Here is a 13622-nt window from a genome sequence, read left to right on the forward strand (position 1 = left end):
TACCGGAGCGATCGATGTACTGGAGGTAGTTGTGGCGATCGATTTGTCCTATTCGCCCGAGGTGACGGCGCTGGTCGAGAAGACCAGGGCGTTCACCCGTGACGTGGTGCTGCCCATCGAGGACGAGCACGGCGGTGACATCAACGTCGCCGGCGGCGACGCGCTGCGCGTCGAACTGCAGAAGGCCGCCAAGGAGGCCGGTGTCTTCGCCCCGCATGCCCCGATCGAGTACGGCGGACACGGGCTGAACATGACCGACCGGGCGCCGGTGTTCGAAGAGGCGGGCTACTCGCTCTTCGGTCCCACGGCGCTGAATATCGGTGCGCCCGACGAGGGCAACGTTCACATGCTTGCGCACATCGCCAGCGCCGACCAGAAGGAGCAGTTCCTCGCTCCCCTCGCGCACGGTGACGTGCGGTCCGCCTTCGCCATGACCGAACCGGCGCCCGGCGCGGGATCCGACCCGTCGGCGCTGACCACCCGCGCCGAGAAGGTGTCCGGCGGCTGGAAGATCAACGGTCACAAGTACTTCATCACCGGAGCCGACGGCGCCGGATTCTTCATCATCTTCGCCCGCACCGCGGGACATCCGGGTGACCGGGGCGGCGCGACGATGTTCCTCTCGCCCGCGGACGCCCCCGGCCTGAAGGTGGGCCGGCACATCGACACCCTCGACAAGGCGATGATCGGCGGCCACTGCGAGGTGTTCTTCGAGGACCTGTTCGTGCCCGACAGCGGAGTCCTCGGCGAGGTGGACCAGGGCTTCGCCTACGCGCAGGTCCGACTGGGTCCGGCCCGCATGACCCACGTGATGCGTTGGCTCGGGGCCGCGAGGCGCGGCCACGACGTCGCTGTCGCGCACGTCGCGCAGCGCGAGGGTTTCGGCGGCAAGCTGGGCGATCTGGGCATGGTCCAGAAGATGGTTGCGGACAACGAGATCGACATCGCCGCCACCCGCGCCCTCCTCACGCACGCCTGCTGGGAACTCGATCAGGGCGGTCACGCAAGCAACTCCACCTCCATCGCCAAGACGTACGCCGCGGAGGCGATCTTCCGGATCGTCGACCGCTCGATCCAGATGTGTGGTGGTCTCGGCGTCTCCGGTGACCTGCCGCTCGCCCGCCTGTCCCGCGAGGTCCGCCCGTTCCGGGTGTACGACGGACCATCCGAGGTGCATCGCTGGGCCATCGCCAAGCGCGTCGTGGGAGCGGCGAAGAAGGCAGCGCGGGAGGCCGGCGCATGACGGAACATCGCGGGCTCGATCTCGTTGCCCTGCAGAAGTTTCTGACCGAAACAGGGGTTCCGCTCCAAGGTGACCTGCGCGCCGAGCTGATCTCGGGTGGCAAGTCGAATCTCACGTACGCCATCTTCGACGACTCCTCGCGGTGGGTGCTGCGAAGGCCGCCCACCGCGGGGCTCACACCCTCGGCGCACGACGTGGCCCGCGAATTCCGGATCACGTCGGCGCTGCAGGGCACGGAAGTTCCCGTTGCCGCCACCGTGGTGCTGTGCGAGGACAACAGCGTGATGGGTGCTCCCTTCACCGTCGTCGAGCATGTGTCCGGGCAGGTCATCCGGACGCAGTCGGAACTCGATGCACTCTCGGATGAGGAGATCGACTCGTGCGTCACCGAATTGGTACGTGTGATCGGTGCCCTCCACAACGTGGATTACAAGGCCGTGGGGCTCGGTGAGTTCGGGCGCCCCGACGGATACGTATCCCGCCAGGTCAAGCTGTGGGCGAGTCAGTGGAGCCGGGTCAAGACGGAAGATTCCACCGACGTCGATCGCCTGCATGCCGCGTTGGCGGACCTCATTCCGGCACAGTCGGAAGCGTCGATCGTGCACGGTGACTACCGCATCGACAACACGATCCTTGCGTCCGGCGACGTGAGCAAGGTGGCGGCAGTGGTGGACTGGGAGTTGTCGACTCTCGGTGATCCGCTGACCGACGTCGCACTGATGTGTGTGTACCGCGATCCGGCATTCGACAAGGTTCTCGGTGAGGCGGCGGCCTGGACGAGCCCGCGTATGCCGTCGGCCGACGATCTTGCCCAGCGCTACACCGTGGCGTCCGGCCGCGAGCTCACGAACTGGAATTTCTACCTGGCGCTGGCCAACTTCAAGCTGGCCGTGATCGCCCAGGGAATCCACCACAGGTACCTCGCAGGAGCCACCGTCGGTGAGGGCTTCGACAAGGCGGGCGACTCGGTGCCCGAGCTCGTCGCGGCGGGTCTGCGAGCACTGAAAGGACAGGCCGCGTGAGCAGGACGGCGCTGATCACCGGTGCGTCCCGGGGAATCGGACTCGGCATTTCCACTCGACTCGCAGAACAGGGATACGGGCTGACGATCAATGCACGCGATCCCGAGCGGCTCGAGGTCGTGGCTGCAGACCTGCGTGCGGCGGGCGCCAAGGACGTCGTCGTGGTAGCCGGAGACCTGTCCGACGAGGAGTCGGCAGGTCGTCTCGTCGACGCTCACTCCGAACGGTTCGGTTCGATGACTGCGCTGGTCCTCAACGCGGGAGTGGGTATGGCCGGAAGCATCGGGGAGTACCCGGCACGGCGCTTCGACAAGAGCATCGACGTCAACCTCAAGGCCCCGTTCGTCCTTCTGCAGAAGTCGCTGCCCCTCCTGCGGTCGGGAGCGGCGGAGAATCCGGGCCGAGGTGCCAAGGTGATCGCACTGGCGTCCATCACCGGTGTGTACGCCGAAGCAGGCCTGGCCGTCTACGGCGCCACCAAGGCAGCACTGATTTCGCTGGCCGAGACTCTCAACGTGGAGGAGTCGGGGAACGGTGTCATCGCGACAGCGCTCGCTCCGGCATACGTCGACACCGACATGGCTGCCTGGATTCACGACAAGATCCCGCCCGAGACGATGATCGAGGTGGCAGACATCGTCGAACTCGTCGATTCGCTGCTCCGACTGTCGTCGCGTGCGGTGGTGCCGAAGATCGTCGTCGGCCGAGCCGGAACGGACGGATACCGCGCGTAGGTGTCAGTCCGCGTCCGCGTCGGCGTCCGCGTCGGTGTCGGCGTCGGCGTCGGCCTTTTCCTCCCCACGCTTGCGTAAAAAGTTGAAGCCGGGGACGCCCTGGATTGCCGCTCGCACATTTTTGACCTCCTCGAGAAGCTGGTGGATCTCGGGAGAGACGGTGTCCATGGTGGCGAGAATCGGCATCAACGACTCCATGCGGAGCGTGAGTTCGGGCAAGTGGTTGACCAACCCGATGGCTGCGTGGACCTCGTGCTGGGAGAGGTCCTCGACGAATTGTTTCGCGGCCGGTGCCGCCCGCTCGGCCAGCGGTTCGTAGAGTTCGACGAGATTCTGCGCGGTCTCGGACGTGCGGGCAGCGCTCATCACGACCATCGCGGCACCCTCGGCCACCGCATCCGCTCTGGACACCACTGTCTCGGCGTTCTCGCTGATCTCCTCGATGCGAGCGATCAGTACTTCCACCCGGTCGAGGAGAATGCTGATCCGGCCGGGGAGCGAGATGAGGAGATCGGTGGCCCCGATCGACCAGCGCGCAACTTCGGCGACGGTGCGGACCAGGCCACGGGGAGCGAACGGTACGAGAGCCATTGGTTCATCCTGCCCGAGGTTGCCGACAGGCCGGGCCCGGTTCGCCAACCGCCGTCGCCGAATGTGACATCGGTGCACTCGAAGTGAACGAATGTGACATTCGGCGACGATGACGGGACGCGATCTCACGTTCCGGTGAGCGCGGACGTTTACCTTTCAGAGCACGTACACCTGAAAGGATGGCCACCGTGAATGCCGTACGAGCAGCACACACCGTCACCGATTCGCCGATCGGGCCGCTGACGCTGGTGAGCGTCGAGGGGGTTCTGAGCGGGATCTACATGGCGGAGCATCGGCATCAGCCCGATCCCGGGACGTTCGGTGCACGCCATTCCGAAGGTTTCGATGAGGCTCGACGGCAGCTCGTGGAGTATTTCGACGGCGAGCGTACCCACTTCTCCGTTGCCCTCGCTCTTCGCGGTACCCCGTTTCAGCGGAGGGTGTGGGGGGCGCTGCAGACCATCCCGTACGGCGAGACGTGGACGTACCGGCAGTTGGCGGAGGCCGTCGGCAGCCCCACTTCGGTGCGCGCTGTGGCGGCCGCGAACGGCAGGAACCCCGTCAGCATCATCGTCCCGTGCCATCGGGTGATCGGAAGCAACGGCAGCCTCACAGGCTATGCGGGTGGGCTCGAACGGAAGCGGTTCCTCCTCGACCGTGAGGCCACCACGGCAGGAATCCGGCCGAGCCGATGCGGCTGACACCGTTCGAGGACGTCGTGGCCGCGCACGGACCCACCGTCCTGCGGGTATGCCGGGCTGTCGTCGGCCCCGTCGATGCGGAGGATGCGTGGTCCGAGACATTCCTGGCTGCGATGCGTGCATATCCCGATCTGCGTCCGGGCAGCAATATCGAGGCCTGGCTGGTGACCATCGCGCACCGGAAAGCTCTCGACCACATACGGGCCCGCGACCGGCGGGCCGTGCCGACGGACGACGTTCCCGAGCGGACCACGAACCGTGGCGTGCCGGGCAGTTCCGACGTCGAATTGTGGCAGGCGGTGGGTGCGCTGCCGATGAAGCAGCGGGCAGCGGTGGCCTATCACTACCTCGCCGGCCTGCCCTACGCCGACGTCGCCGAGATCCTGGGCAATTCCCCGGATGCGGCGAGGCGGGCAGCGGCCGACGGTATCGCGGCGCTACGGAAGACGTACTTGATCTCGGTGAATGGAGAATCCCGATGAACACCATTCCGGACATCGCCTGGCCGTTGTCTGCCCCCGACCCGGAGACCGAACAGCGACTGCGTGAACGCCTCGTTGTCGACGCCGACGCCGCCGGGGTACTCGACGTCGCATACCGCATCGTCGAGACGCCCGTGGGACCGCTTCTGCTCGCGGCCACAGAACGGGGCGTGGTCCGTGTGGCGTTCGAGCGGGAGGGACACGACGCGGTGCTGCAGGCACTGGCCGATCGGATCAGCCCGCGGATACTGCACGCACCGGCCAGACTGGACGAGACGGCACGCGAGATCGACGAGTATTTCCGTGGTGAGCGCATCCGATTCGACGTTCCCCTGGACTTTCGTCTCGCCAAGGGATTTCGACGTGAAGTGCTGTCCCACCTTCCCGAGATCGTCTACGGCCACACGGCCAGTTATGCCGCGATCGCGGAAGTAACGGGAAGTCCGCGCGCAATTCGTGCGGTCGGCACCGCGTGTGCCACCAACCCGTTACCGGTAGTTGTGCCGTGCCACCGGGTGATCCGCAGCGACGGCGCGATGGGACGGTACGTGGGCGGCCCCGAGGCGAAATCCCTCCTGCTCACGTTGGAATCGGCGGCATGACGGCCGGACTCGACGACCGATGAGAATCCGGTTGCCGTACCGTGGCCCCTTCAGCCACGCACCGCTGTGGGGTGCACTTCGCGCGCACACTGTTGCCGGACTCGAGCGGCACGACGTCGTCACCGGAACGCACACCCGCGTCGTGAACGCACGGCACGGACCCGCGCTGGTGTCCGTCGGGCGGCCGGCAGCACACCACGTGGAGGCGCATCTGACCGCGCACCCGGATGACGTGGAGGCGCTGACCGCCGCGGTCCGGCGCTGGCTCGACCTCGACGCCGACCCGTCGTCGATCGACACCGCGCTGAGTCGACACGCGGTGCTGGCACCGTTGGTGCAGGCGAGGCCCGGACTGCGGAGGCTCGGGAGTGTCGACGGCTTCGAGACAGCGGTTCTCACGGTTCTGGGCCAACAGGTTTCGCTCGCGATGGCACGCACGTTCGGTGCCCGGCTGGTGGCCTCCTACGGACGGCCGGTCCACCACGGGTTCGTCGCATTCCCCGATCCGAAGACGCTCGCGGTGCGCTCGCCCGAGGAGATCCGGGGGGCCATCGGGCTCACCGGGGCGCGGGCGCGCACAGTGCAGGCGCTGGCGCAGGCCGCTGCAGACGGGCTGAGGCTGGGTGCGGATACGGATCCCACCGCGTTCCGGGCCGGCCTGCTAGCGCTCCCCGGGATCGGACCGTGGACGGCGGACTATCTCGCCGTCCGGGTCCTGGGCGACCCGGACGCCTTCACACCCGACGACCTCGTGCTCAAACGGGCGCTGGGAGTCGGCACCGGAAGGGCGGCCTCCGCACTCGCCGAGGCTTGGCGTCCGTGGCGGGCGTACGCGCTGTTCCACCTGTGGACAGCCGAGGCCTACTAGTCTTTTGCCGTGGCCAAGGAGGAAGGCCACCAGATCGCCTTACCGATGTCGTGAGACAGGGCCGGGACGAGAATGCTGCGCACGATGATGGTGTCGAGCAGCACACCGAACGCGACGGCGAACCCGATCTCGGCGAGGAAGACCAGCGGCAGCACCCCGAGCACCGCGAACGTTGCCGCGAGCACGACCCCCGCCGAGGTGATGACCCCACCGGTCACCGCCAGTCCGCGTAACACGCCGGACCTGGTGCCGTACTGCAGTGTTTCCTCACGTACCCGCGTCATCAGGAAGATGTTGTAGTCGATACCCAGCGCCACCAGGAACACGAACGAGAACAACGGGAACGCCGGGTCCGCGTTGGCGAAGTGGAACACGTGCGTGAAGAAGAATCCGCTGACGCCGAGAGTGGCGGCGAACGAGAGCACCACCGTGGCGACGAGGATGATCGGGGCGAGGAGCGCACGCAGCAGGACGGCGAGCACGAGGAAGATGACCACGAGGACGATCGGGATGATGAGATTTCGATCGTGCACCGACTCCGCCTGCACGTCGAGAGTGGTAGCTGAGGTGCCGCCGACGAGAGCGTCGGCGTCCGGGACCGCGTGCACTGCTTCGCGGAGTCGCTCGACGGTCGCGAGAGCCTCGGGAGAATCGTAGGAGTCGGCCAGCGTCGCGTTGATCACCATCCGCCCGTCGATCGGTGCGGCGGCGAGGAAATCGGGTGCGCAGGCCGATCGCCCGGCCGCCGCCGCGACCGCCTCGGGGTTGCTTTTGACGATCGCCGACAGCTTCTCGATATCGACCTGGGGGCACACCGATCCGGGTTCCTTCGACACCCCGTCGACGGCGCTCACCGCATCGATCACGGACTGGGTCTGTGCTTCGTCGGTGACGATCACTGCGGGCGCACCGGCACCCGGGTCGAACTTGGACTCGTAGAGTTCCTGTCCCACGACCGCGTCGGGACGGTTGGTGAAGCTTTCCGACGCGGTGAGACCGTCGGTTTTCAAGCTCCCGATGCCGGCCGCGAACAGCAACGCGAGCAGTACCGTCGCACCGATCCAGAGCGGGCGGGCCCGGCTTCCGACCGCGGCGGCGATCTTGCCCCACATTCCATGCGTGGTGAGGTCCGCTGTCTCGTCGACCTCGGGCTTGCGCGGCCAGAACACCCACCGCCCTGCCGCCGACAGCGCCACGGGAAGGAAGGTCATCATGACCAGATACGTGCAGGCGATCCCGATTGCGGCGACCGGGCCGAGGCTCTTGTTGGAGTTCAACTCGGAGAACATCAGACACAGGAGTCCGAGGATGACGGTGACCGCGGAGGCGGTGATGGCCGGGGCGGACTCGCGCCACGCCCTGGTCATCGCATCGAACCGGTTGGGATGGAAGTGCAGTTCTTCCCGATATCGGGCGATGAGTAGCAGCGCGTAGTCGGTACCCGCACCGATGACCAGTACGAACAGGATTCCCTGGCTCTGTCCGGTGAGTGTGAGGATCTCGGCCTTGGCGAGGAAGTAGATGACCATGGAGGCCAGTCCGAGGGCGAGTAGGGCCGAGAACAACGGGAAGATCCACAGGATCGGAGACCGGTAGACCACCAGCAGAATCAGGATCACGACGAGCAGGGCGGCACCGAGCAGAGCTCCGTCGAGTCCGGCGAACGCGTCGATGAACGCCACCAGCAGGCCGCCCGGACCCGCCGGCAGCACTTCGACCTCGCTCGAGGCCTTCTCGGCCGTCGCGAGCACGTTCTCCTCGGTTGCGGCGAGAACGTCGCCGGTCACACCGGTCCCGTTGTCTTTGGCGATCAGCGGAACGAACACGGACGCCGTGGTGCCGTCCTCGGAGAACTGGGTCGGCGACATGCCCTCGGCGTCCACGCCCTCGATTGCGGCAATGTCGTCACGGGCCTGCGCAATGGCAGTTTTGTCCTGCTCGGTGAGCGTGGAATCGCGGTGGAAGAGGACGAATCCCGGAATGGTCTCGACCGTGAGGAACTTGGCCGACTCCTCGGCAACAATCGTGGATTCGGCCGAGGTCGACAGGTAGGAGGCGTTGTCGTTCTTCTGAACTTCGGTGAGCTTGCCCTGGAAGGTACCCCCGGCACCGCCGGCGAAAAAAGTGATGACCGCGATCGCGACGATGGTGAACACCGGCCAACGACGCCTGCGCGCAATGTCCCCGCCCGTGCTCGATCCCGTCGAATCCACCTTCGTCATGGTTCTCCTCGGCCACCCCACCAGCAGTGCGTCCCAGTACACCACGCAGGGCTGACGAGCGACACCGAAAATCGGGGCGTCAGGTCTCTTCGGAGGGTTCCGCGTAGCAGTCACGGACCGCGACATCCATCGGGAAACGCACTTTCGTGTTGCCGAACAACAAGCGGGTGGCCACGTCCACCGCGGCGAGGATGTGGGTGGTGGCGGACTCGGGATCGCGGGTGTGCACCATGACCTCGTCGTGCTGGAAGAAGACGAGTTCGCTGTCGGGGTCGCCGGCCACCCGGCGCCGCAGGTCGGCCAGCACGCACAGTGCCCACTCGGCCGCCGTGGCCTGGACCACGAAGTTCCGGGTGAACCGTCCGCGTGAGTGTGCATCGCCGGACGACCAGAAGTCGGGCGCCGGCGGTGGACATGCCCGGCCCAGCCACGAGTGCACCACTTCGCCCCGTTCACCGGCGCGGGCCGCCCGCTCCACATATTCGACAGCCACGGGAAAGCGTGTGCGCAGCGTCGTCAGCAACGAGCGGGCCTCTCCCGCGGTGGCGCCGTACAACACTCCGAGAATGGCCACCTTGGCCTTGGCGCGGTCGCCGTCGAAGGTCTCCGCGGCCACCGGGGCGTACAGATCGTCGGTACCCGCGGCAGCGACCATCCGGGCGTCGCCGGACATGGCGGCCAGGATGCGGGGCTCGAGCTGGCCGGCGTCGGCGATGACGAACGTATGACCGGGGTCGGCGATCACACTCGACCGCAGCGGTTTCGGAATCTGAAGTGCGCCGCCGCCACGGCTCGCCCAGCGACCGGACACGACGCCACCGGGAACGTAGACGGGCCGGAACCGGTTGTCGCGGACCCAACTCTCGAGCCACTGCCAGCCGTTGGTGCTGAACAACTTGGACAGATCCCGGTGGTGCAGGAGCAGCGGCACGGCGGGGTGATCGACCTCGAGCAGTAGGTGTTTGCGGGTCGACGCGAGTTCGATGCCCTCGCGGCGGAATGCGTCGATCACCTCGACGTGCGAGGCGGGGTTGATGGTGCGGCCGAACGCGGCGCCGATGTCGGTCGAGACCTCGCCGATGCGCTGGGGCAGGTCGTATCCGGACGGTCGCGGACCGAGCGCATCCTCGAGAAAGGCCCGATGCGCATCCTCGGAGAACGGCAGCCCGTCGAAACTCATCTCCGCGGCGGCGAGCGCACCGGCCGACTCGGCGGCCACGAGTAGATCGAGTCCGGCGCCGCCACTGCCGATCACCGCACGCTGCCGGGCGAAATCGGCGACCACCTGCTGCGGATCTGCGACGGGTGCGGCATCGAAAAGCCCGGGACGCTCGTCGACCGACTCCTCCGTAGCGGGTGCCGGCTCACCGGACCGCATGCTCAGAATCGCGTCGGTCAGCGCAAGGTCGTGGCAGCGGCCGATCCGGACACCGGCACGCAGCAGTGCCGGATATACCGTGGGCGTCCGAGTCCAGACCCACCGCGGATGTTCCGCGGCCTCGATTTCCGCCACGGTCGCCACGAGGTCGGGGTGGCGGACCGAAGCGCCGAGCGGTCGACCGTCGACGTCGGTCCGGACCATGGTCACCTCACGGGTCGCGCCGTCTGCGCCACCCGGAATCACCACCACTCTCACGTCGGCCAGTGTGCCTCGCGGTGCCGACAAAGCAGCAATCCGCACTAAGCTGAAGGCACACGCATCACATGCTTCTCGCTGGAAGGAGGGGCATTTTATGAATACCATCCGCGAGTTCGAAGAGGTGGTCACGGACAAGGTGGTGACCGGACTGCACGGAATCCTCGCCGATTACCAGCGCCGCGGGATCGGTGTCTCCGAGCTCGGCGACCCCGACGACTGGGCGGCCCGCATTCTCGAGGCAGTGCCCGTTTCTCATCCGTGGTGGGAGCAGTTCGGAGAGTTCTGGTCGGAGACCGGGTCCTGAGTTACACCTTGACAGCCGCCGTGTGCCCCCTGTGCTCCCGGTGCAGTCCCTTGTGGTCATAGATCTTGGTGATCACGGCACCGAAGACCAGGCCGATGAGGAGGCCCGCGAAGGTCATCCACACCGCGTGCAGCAGGCCCGCGTCGCCGCCACCGCCGAAGAACAGGATGTCGCGCACACCCAGATAGATCTGGTGCATGGGTTCGAACTCGCCGAGCCACGTGTACAGCCGCGGCGCAGCCTCGAGCGGGATGGTTCCGCCGGACGACGGCAATGCCAGCACGACGAAGATCAGCAGGTTGATGAGCAGTCCCAGGTTGCCGAACGCAGCCATGACGGACATGGCCGTGATGCCCACCGCGGCGATCGCGAAGGCGCCGTACTCCCACAGCGCGAGCGTATTGCCGATCGGCAGGCCCAGTGCGGAGCTGATCCACAGATAGAGGGCGGAGACGACCAACCCGATCACAACCATCACCGCCCACTTGATCAGCAAGGTGTGGAATCGCGAGAGCGGCACCGCCTCGTTGGAGAGATACACCGGGCCCACCTCGGTGGGGGTGAATCCGAGCATGCCGTCGATGAGAGTGCCGGCGATGGTGGCGCCGGTGAACCCGGCGAGGACCAGCAGGAGCGCGTAATAGAACGCGGCCAAGCCGTAGCCCGTGCCGTCCGGGAGCGGGTTGTACGGAACCGTCCGCACGTCGATCGGGGTCTCGAGAAGAAGTTGACCGGCCCCCGACAACGTCAGGTCGGGCGAGGTAGCCAACTGTTCGGTGACCTGCTTGACGAGCTGTTCTCCCAGCGCCTTGTTCGCGGTCTCCATCGCCTTCGCCCCGACAGTCGAAACGATGTTGGCGCCGATCGTCCCCGCGCGCGGATTGGTGTAGACGGTGATCACCGGGCGCTCCACGTCGCCCGCGACGACACTCGCCTGCGCCAGGATGAAGGTGCGTTTCGTGAAGTCGCTGGGGATCACGATCGCACCGTAGATGTCGGCGCTGTCGAGTGCGCTCTGCGCCTGGGCAATCCCCATCTCCCGTAGCTCGATCTTGTTCGGGTCGACGCCGTCGACCAGGCCTGCCGCGATCTCGTCTCCGAGGTTCCGCCGCTGCACCGGATCCGAGTTCGGCACCGTATCGCCCTCATCCGAATTGACGAGGGCGATCGGGAAATTGTTGAGATTCTTTGTCGGATCGAGCATCCCGTACATGTACAGCCCCGCCAGCAGCGACATGACGATGCAGACGAGGAGCAGGGGGGCGATCCAGAAGCGGGGTGTACGGAGCACCCTCCACTTGTCTGCACCGCTGGTGTCGTGCGCCATGTCCCCTCGCATCCTGCCTTGTGGTCACCGGGCCGACCCCAGGATCGACCAGCCGGATAAAGCCTAGGCGGTGGGCCGGGAATCTCGCCTCAGCGCGCGGCGGTGACCTCGAACCAGGCGTCGAGCGTGTTGTCGTCCTCCGGTGCGCTGCTGGGTAAGCGACGCGTGAGCATAGCTGTTGCAACCGAATGTGACTGGACGACGATGGCCGGACTATCGAGATACGCAATCGACTCAGCCTGTGCTATCCAACTTCTGCAATCGCTGGTGTGCGGCGCACAGTAAGGTGACTGACCGGTGGGGGCTGGGCGCCGGCCTCACATGCCCGAGCCGCCGACCAGGAGAGACCGTTGACGAATCTGTTGCTGCTGCTGCTGATCGTTGTCGTGATCGTGGGCATCGTGCTGATCCTGCGGAATCGGGCCGGGAAGAACTCCGTTCCTGCTGCCAGGGTCGATCCGCTCGCCGACTACCCGGAGGTCTACGACCCGTACAAGATCGGAGTCGGCGACATCATCACGTACGCCGGAATCGATCACGTCGTGCGCGGAACCATCACCCTCGACGAAGAGGGATACATCTGGCACGAACACCTCCTGGACGGGTCGACCGGTCAGCGATGGCTGACCGTCGAGAACGACGAGGGCAACCTCGACATGACTCTGTGGATGCGCCGCGAGGGCACGGGGCTCGAACCGAACGGTGACGTGATCCTCGACGACAGGGTGCACCGGCAGATCGAGCGCGGCACCGCCGCGTTCACCGCGGAAGGCACCACCGGAACCGCACCCCAGGGCATCGTCGACTACGCAGACTACGAGACGGCCGACAAGACCGGCCTGCTGTCCTTCGAGCGCTGGGCGCGGACGCAGTCGTGGGAGGTCTCCACGGGCCGCGCCGTCACGCGCGGTGAACTCACCGTGATCCATTCCGGTCCGCCGCAGTGACACTGCACGTCCTCGACGTCGAGTCGCGCGATGTGACGGCCGAGGCGCTCGGTCTTGTCGTGAACGCCGAAATGCCGCTTCCGCTGGCCGAACTCACCATCGTGCACGGTGACGACGCGGTCACGCTGGGAATTCTGGGGGCGTCGCACGCGGTGACGGCGTCTGTCGCGGGCAGCCGGATCACCGAACAGGTGTCGTGCGACGCGATCCGGGCCGGCGGCAGGCCACTGCCGGGATCCGACAGTGCGAGCGGGTACCGGTTCGACTCGATCATCGACACCGTCGACCGCACCCACCTCGAGCAGACCGCCGACTGGCTGCGGCGCCAGGCCACCGAGGTGGACGGGTGGATCTGCGGGGCGTTCCCCGGCGACCACACCGCACTGACCGCGCTCACGGCGACACGTGAATGTGCGGGCGGATGGGCCTGGCAGAGCTGGCATCTGTATCCGGGGGACAAGGGTGGGGTGATCGTGAGGACTCGAAGCAGGTGGCAGCCGTGACCCGGTTCAGTGTGCGCGTGCGGCTCGCCCCGATGCTGCTCCTGGTCTCGGCCGCGACCGCGTGCGGCGGCGGCGTCCGCGACTACATCGCCGACACCTACGCCCTGCAGAACACCGCAGGCGACGCGAAGACGTACACGTCGAACGACCCGGTGGGTCCGACCGTCTCGAGCATCGTCGCCGAGGAGGAACCGGCGGCGCGGAAGGCCGACGGCGGCAGCGAGTACCTACGCTACGACGACGACATCGTCACGGTCAGCGCCCGCCCGGGTGGTGGCAGCCTCGTCCGCGTCGAAGACATCGACGGACGCTATCGAAGCGGTGGATTCGCTTATCTGGGGCCGGGTTTCAACCCCGGTTCGCCGGCGGGTGGCGCGAGCGGCAGCGGCGGATCCGGAAGCGCGAAATGACAGAGAACACTCGAGTCGGGAGAAGTG

General features: G+C 66.6%; 15 protein-coding genes. 11 read left to right on the forward strand and 4 right to left on the reverse strand.

Annotation, left to right across the window (positions count from 1 at the left end):
* Positions 1–31 precede the first annotated feature (31 nt).
* From WAW17_RS17780 to WAW17_RS17790, 3 genes are read left to right on the forward strand one after another with little or no spacing between them, the layout of a single operon-like run.
* The gene (locus WAW17_RS17780; protein WP_422334255.1) at positions 32–1243 is read left to right on the forward strand and encodes an acyl-CoA dehydrogenase family protein; all 1212 of its coding nucleotides are present in this window, start codon (positions 32–34) and stop codon (positions 1241–1243) included.
* Positions 1240–2265 carry a phosphotransferase family protein gene (locus tag WAW17_RS17785; RefSeq protein ID WP_422334256.1) on the forward strand — a complete coding sequence of 342 codons (1026 nt, stop codon included), beginning with the start codon at positions 1240–1242 and terminating at the stop codon, positions 2263–2265. Before WAW17_RS17780 ends, WAW17_RS17785 begins: the two co-directional genes overlap by 4 nt.
* Complete coding sequence (locus tag WAW17_RS17790; protein ID WP_422334257.1) at positions 2262–2999, forward strand: SDR family NAD(P)-dependent oxidoreductase; 738 nt, start codon at positions 2262–2264, stop codon at positions 2997–2999. The genes WAW17_RS17785 and WAW17_RS17790 overlap by 4 nt, the downstream gene beginning before the upstream one ends.
* Before the next feature lie 3 nt (positions 3000–3002).
* Here WAW17_RS17790 and WAW17_RS17795 read toward each other — a convergent pair whose 3' ends face one another.
* Positions 3003–3590: a ribulose 1,5-bisphosphate carboxylase large subunit gene (locus WAW17_RS17795; RefSeq protein ID WP_422334258.1), complete on the reverse strand. Its 588-nt coding sequence runs from the start codon at positions 3588–3590 to the stop codon at positions 3003–3005.
* 188 nt (positions 3591–3778) lie between these two features.
* Between WAW17_RS17795 and WAW17_RS17800 the strand changes: the two genes are divergently transcribed.
* Genes WAW17_RS17800 through WAW17_RS17815 form a run of 4 tightly spaced genes read left to right on the forward strand, consistent with a single transcriptional unit; the run spans position 3779 to position 6243 of the window.
* Positions 3779–4291, forward strand: a complete 513-nt coding sequence (locus WAW17_RS17800) for a methylated-DNA--[protein]-cysteine S-methyltransferase (RefSeq protein WP_422334259.1) — start codon at positions 3779–3781, stop codon at positions 4289–4291.
* Positions 4282–4773 (forward strand): RNA polymerase sigma factor, encoded by a 492-nt coding sequence (locus tag WAW17_RS17805; protein ID WP_422334260.1) that lies wholly within the window; start codon positions 4282–4284, stop codon positions 4771–4773. Before WAW17_RS17800 ends, WAW17_RS17805 begins: the two co-directional genes overlap by 10 nt.
* Positions 4770–5375, forward strand: coding sequence for a methylated-DNA--[protein]-cysteine S-methyltransferase (locus WAW17_RS17810; RefSeq protein ID WP_422334261.1), 606 nt, complete (start codon positions 4770–4772; stop codon positions 5373–5375). Before WAW17_RS17805 ends, WAW17_RS17810 begins: the two co-directional genes overlap by 4 nt.
* A 19-nt stretch (positions 5376–5394) precedes the next feature.
* Positions 5395–6243 carry a DNA-3-methyladenine glycosylase family protein gene (locus WAW17_RS17815; RefSeq protein ID WP_422334262.1) on the forward strand — a complete coding sequence of 283 codons (849 nt, stop codon included), beginning with the start codon at positions 5395–5397 and terminating at the stop codon, positions 6241–6243.
* Here WAW17_RS17815 and WAW17_RS17820 read toward each other — a convergent pair.
* Together WAW17_RS17820 and WAW17_RS17825 are read right to left on the reverse strand one after the other, a co-directional pair.
* Entirely contained in the window at positions 6240–8465 is a 2226-nt protein-coding gene (locus WAW17_RS17820; RefSeq protein WP_422334263.1) for an MMPL family transporter, read from the reverse strand. The two genes, WAW17_RS17815 and WAW17_RS17820, sit on opposite strands and share 4 nt — an antisense overlap.
* A gap of 79 nt (positions 8466–8544) precedes the next feature.
* Positions 8545–10101: a bifunctional 3'-5' exonuclease/DNA polymerase gene (locus WAW17_RS17825; RefSeq protein WP_422334264.1), complete on the reverse strand. Its 1557-nt coding sequence runs from the start codon at positions 10099–10101 to the stop codon at positions 8545–8547.
* A 97-nt stretch (positions 10102–10198) separates the two neighbouring features.
* Between WAW17_RS17825 and WAW17_RS17830 the strand changes: the two genes are divergently transcribed.
* The gene (locus tag WAW17_RS17830; protein WP_422334265.1) at positions 10199–10408 is read left to right on the forward strand and encodes a hypothetical protein; all 210 of its coding nucleotides are present in this window, start codon (positions 10199–10201) and stop codon (positions 10406–10408) included.
* Between the two features lies 1 nt (position 10409).
* Here WAW17_RS17830 and WAW17_RS17835 read toward each other — a convergent pair whose 3' ends face one another.
* Positions 10410–11735, reverse strand: a complete 1326-nt coding sequence (locus WAW17_RS17835; protein WP_422334266.1) for a YhgE/Pip domain-containing protein — start codon at positions 11733–11735, stop codon at positions 10410–10412.
* Positions 11736–12085: 350 nt separating this feature from the next.
* Between WAW17_RS17835 and WAW17_RS17840 the strand changes: the two genes are divergently transcribed.
* From WAW17_RS17840 to WAW17_RS17850, 3 genes are read left to right on the forward strand one after another with little or no spacing between them, the layout of a single operon-like run.
* Complete coding sequence (locus tag WAW17_RS17840; RefSeq protein WP_422334267.1) at positions 12086–12682, forward strand: DUF4178 domain-containing protein; 597 nt, start codon at positions 12086–12088, stop codon at positions 12680–12682.
* Positions 12679–13185: a DUF2617 family protein gene (locus WAW17_RS17845; protein WP_422334268.1), complete on the forward strand. Its 507-nt coding sequence runs from the start codon at positions 12679–12681 to the stop codon at positions 13183–13185. The genes WAW17_RS17840 and WAW17_RS17845 overlap by 4 nt, the downstream gene beginning before the upstream one ends.
* Positions 13173–13595: a DUF4247 domain-containing protein gene (locus WAW17_RS17850; RefSeq protein WP_422334269.1), complete on the forward strand. Its 423-nt coding sequence runs from the start codon at positions 13173–13175 to the stop codon at positions 13593–13595. Before WAW17_RS17845 ends, WAW17_RS17850 begins: the two co-directional genes overlap by 13 nt.
* The last annotated feature ends 27 nt before the right edge of the window (positions 13596–13622 follow it).

It is taken from the genome of Rhodococcus sp. (in: high G+C Gram-positive bacteria) (genome assembly GCF_049286785.1).
Lineage (GTDB): Bacteria > Actinomycetota > Actinomycetes > Mycobacteriales > Mycobacteriaceae > Rhodococcus_F.

What these genes read in the sequence shown, in the direction of transcription:
- WAW17_RS17785 (WP_422334256.1), top strand. Translation starts at nt 1,240, where the DNA reads ATGACGGAACATCGCGGGCTCGATCTCGTTGCCCTGCAGAAGTTTCTG.
- WAW17_RS17795 (WP_422334258.1), bottom strand. Translation starts at nt 3,590, where the DNA reads ATGGCTCTCGTACCGTTCGCTCCCCGTGGCCTGGTCCGCACCGTCGCC.
- WAW17_RS17805 (WP_422334260.1), top strand. Translation starts at nt 4,282, where the DNA reads ATGCGGCTGACACCGTTCGAGGACGTCGTGGCCGCGCACGGACCCACC.
- WAW17_RS17810 (WP_422334261.1), top strand. Translation starts at nt 4,770, where the DNA reads ATGAACACCATTCCGGACATCGCCTGGCCGTTGTCTGCCCCCGACCCG.
- WAW17_RS17815 (WP_422334262.1), top strand. Translation starts at nt 5,395, where the DNA reads ATGAGAATCCGGTTGCCGTACCGTGGCCCCTTCAGCCACGCACCGCTG.
- WAW17_RS17820 (WP_422334263.1), bottom strand. Translation starts at nt 8,465, where the DNA reads ATGACGAAGGTGGATTCGACGGGATCGAGCACGGGCGGGGACATTGCG.
- WAW17_RS17830 (WP_422334265.1), top strand. Translation starts at nt 10,199, where the DNA reads ATGAATACCATCCGCGAGTTCGAAGAGGTGGTCACGGACAAGGTGGTG.
- WAW17_RS17835 (WP_422334266.1), bottom strand. Translation starts at nt 11,735, where the DNA reads ATGGCGCACGACACCAGCGGTGCAGACAAGTGGAGGGTGCTCCGTACA.